Origin of the sequence: Nguyenibacter vanlangensis (assembly GCF_013376155.1) — a bacterium.
GTDB classification, from domain to species: Bacteria; Pseudomonadota; Alphaproteobacteria; order Acetobacterales; family Acetobacteraceae; genus Gluconacetobacter; species Gluconacetobacter vanlangensis.
Genome location: NZ_JABXXP010000376.1, coordinates 1 through 2,887 on the forward strand (window position 1 = coordinate 1; position 2,887 = coordinate 2,887).

The following is a 2,887-nucleotide window of genomic DNA, read 5'->3' on the forward strand; positions in this document are numbered from 1 at the left end:
CGCCGCTCCTGGCGGAACTGCGCCGCGCCGCCCGGCTCTACGCGGCCGCCGCCCTGACGGCGGATCGGACGGCCCCCTGACGAAAAAAGGGGGGCCGGAAACCGGCCCCCGATCGATCAGGTCGAAACGTCCAGGACAGATCGTTCAGAACAGTTCGATATGGCTCTTGAAGCCCAGCATCGCGGTGTCGTGCAGCACGCGCTGGCCGCCGGGGTTGAAGTAATACTGGAAATCCGGGGCGAAGGTGATGCCCCGATAGACATGGATCTGGTAATTGGCTTCCAGGTTCATGCCATAGCTCTGCGGGCCATAGGCCCCGTTCAGCAGCGATCCGGGGGCCACGCCTTCCAGAAGCTGCAGCGTCTGGGTCTTCGACGCCAGCGGCGAGACACGGATATAGGAGAAATTGACGCCGATCGCATCATGCGGCCGCGCGGCCCAGAATCCCCGCGCCAGGAAGCCCGCCTCGTACTGTTCCGAACGCATCGAGATCTTCTCGGTATTGTAGTAGAAGCCGCCCAGGAAGGTCACGCCGGCATCCGAGGCACCCCCCTTGAAATGATGCAGCATCTGGTCGACCAGGAACCACGCCGCATTCGCGCCATGGTCCTGGCGCGGCGGCAGGCCCGTCAGCGCCCAGGCATTGCCGAAACCGTCGTAATAGACATCCTTGTGGTCCACGGTGTCCCGCGCATAGCCGAACTTGTAGTGGCCCGGCAGCGTCCCGTGGCCGAAAGTCGGCTCCCAGCCGATTTCGACCGGCACCGTTTCGCCGTTGATGTCGGCGCCGTTGAATTTCAGGCCGGTGCGATATTGCTGCACGCCATAGATGCCGGCCTGGTCGAAATAGACGCCGGTCTGGATATAGGTCGTCGTCGTCGGCCGGAACCGCAGCCGCAGCGCCCAGTTCGAATCGGGATAGGACGAATGCGCGGTATTGTCCGAAGACGCCTTGGGGTTGCCGCAGAACGCATTGTTCATGAAGTTGCAGTAGAGCGGGTTGGACGAAAAATCGTTCAGGAACGGTATGCGCCCGGCCGCCACGTCGAACCGGCCCTTCCACAGTGTTTCCTCGCCATAGCCATAGACGAAGTGGAAGAACACGTTGCCGCCGCCGCCATAGATTTCCGAACTCGGGTCCATGTTGTCGCCGAACATGCGGCTGGCAGGAATGCCGTAGCGGCCGACGGCCACGGCATGGGTGGAAAACCCGGTCCAACCCGCCAGCTTCTCCCAGTCGATATCGTTTTCCAGCCCGTACTGGCCGGCGTTGGAACTGCCCATGCGCAGGCCGTACCCGGGGGTGACCGATCCGATATTGCCCGTAAATTCGTTGGTATTGTCCAGCAGGATGGCAACGCCACGGTCGCGCAGCCACGTATTCCACCCGAACGGGTCGGGCCATAGCGCCTCGGGCTGCGGCAGGGGCGGCACCGACGATCCGGGGGCGAACGGGGTCTGGTTCAACGGCGTCGCGACCCGGATGCTGGGGTTGAGGGAGGTCTGCGCGACCGCGCCGCTGGCGACGCACAGCGCAATGCCGGTGCAGGCGCCAAGCAAGGTGCCGCGCGACACGGCACGGGCCATAAAAGTCTCGGCCGGGGAAATTTGCTTTTTCATCGTTGTTTTTGTTCTTTTTGTTAAAGCACGCCGTCCGGACTGGACGTGCCGGCCGGCGCGCCGGGTTTTGCACGACGAAGGTCAGGGTCGATACGCTGCCCCATCGGAACGAACGGCGGAGCCCGCTCCGCGTCCTCGAGGCGGACATCCGCGAAGGACGGATTTTTCGGACGCTGGCCGGAATCCTGATCGGCCCTCCGGCCCGGAACCGGGAAAAATTGTCTTCATCATATTTTTCTTGCTTATAGAAGACGTAAGATTTGTTCTTACACTCTACGCTTACGACAAAAATAACCCCCGATCAAGGAACTGGTTTCGCTATTGGCGGAGGGGCCTTCCAAATATCTCCGCACGTTTTAGTGACCACAACATGCATCGCGATAATCCTGCCACCGATCGTCTCAATGGACGCACGGCCAATGACGTATGAAAAGCAGCACACGCATTGATTATGGCTAATCAATAGGAAAAGTTCCCGCATAGGGGATGATTGACATGTTTCTACACTGCTGATGCATAATGGTCACAGTCATCAGGACCGGGATCCTCCGCGCCGCCCCGCGCCATGACCTGCCGACTGGCGGCGGCGTGAGCTGCCGTCGCGCAACATCGTTTGCCGCCGCAATCGGGCTATTTTATTGAAATTTCGCATATTCCCCCATGCGCGGCGGCGGCGTACGCGCCTCGGTTCCCAAAAACCTAAAACGCCGTCAAGGATGTAAAAAAACCGCCATACATCTGCTGCCGAATTTTCACGCACAAGCCGGTGTGTCGGGATTACATGACTGTCACGTATCTGTGACCCAAATAACGCATGTTGCGTGGAGGGGCGCGGAGCACGGAAGGACTGCCATGCCGCCTGACACCTGCCTGCCGCCTCGGGGTGAAATCGCCCCGCTCGCCTGTGTTCGCTTGCCGTGTCCGGCCTGCCTGTCCGGCGTGACAGTGTGGTCCTGAAGACATGACGTTCAGGCCGCCTCCCGATCCTGAAAAGTCGGTTGGTGCGTCGCAAAACAGAATACGACGCCCGAAATAAAAATCAGGCGAAATAAAGTAATACGGCCTCATTTTATCTCTCGTATGGAGTTGACGTAAATGCGCACGCGCGCCTGCACGCCTGTTTACCGTCGTGCCGTTCTGTGTCTCGCCACGGCCCTTGCCCCGATCGGCGCGCCGCTCCTGCACGCGCAGGACCTGCAGCCCGCCCCCGGCCGGCACCAGCATAAGCCACGCCATCACGGCAGGCATGCCGCCCATGCCAAGGGCG

At 60.9% G+C, this 2,887-nt stretch carries 1 protein-coding gene; it reads right to left on the minus strand.

All coding sequences use genetic code 11. From position 1 onward, the window contains the following. Positions 1 to 144 precede the first annotated feature (144 nt). Positions 145 to 1,620 carry a carbohydrate porin gene (locus HUK84_RS14120; protein WP_176640860.1) on the minus strand — a complete coding sequence of 492 codons (1,476 nt, stop codon included), beginning with the start codon at positions 1,618 to 1,620 and terminating at the stop codon, positions 145 to 147. Positions 1,621 to 2,887 lie beyond the last annotated feature (1,267 nt).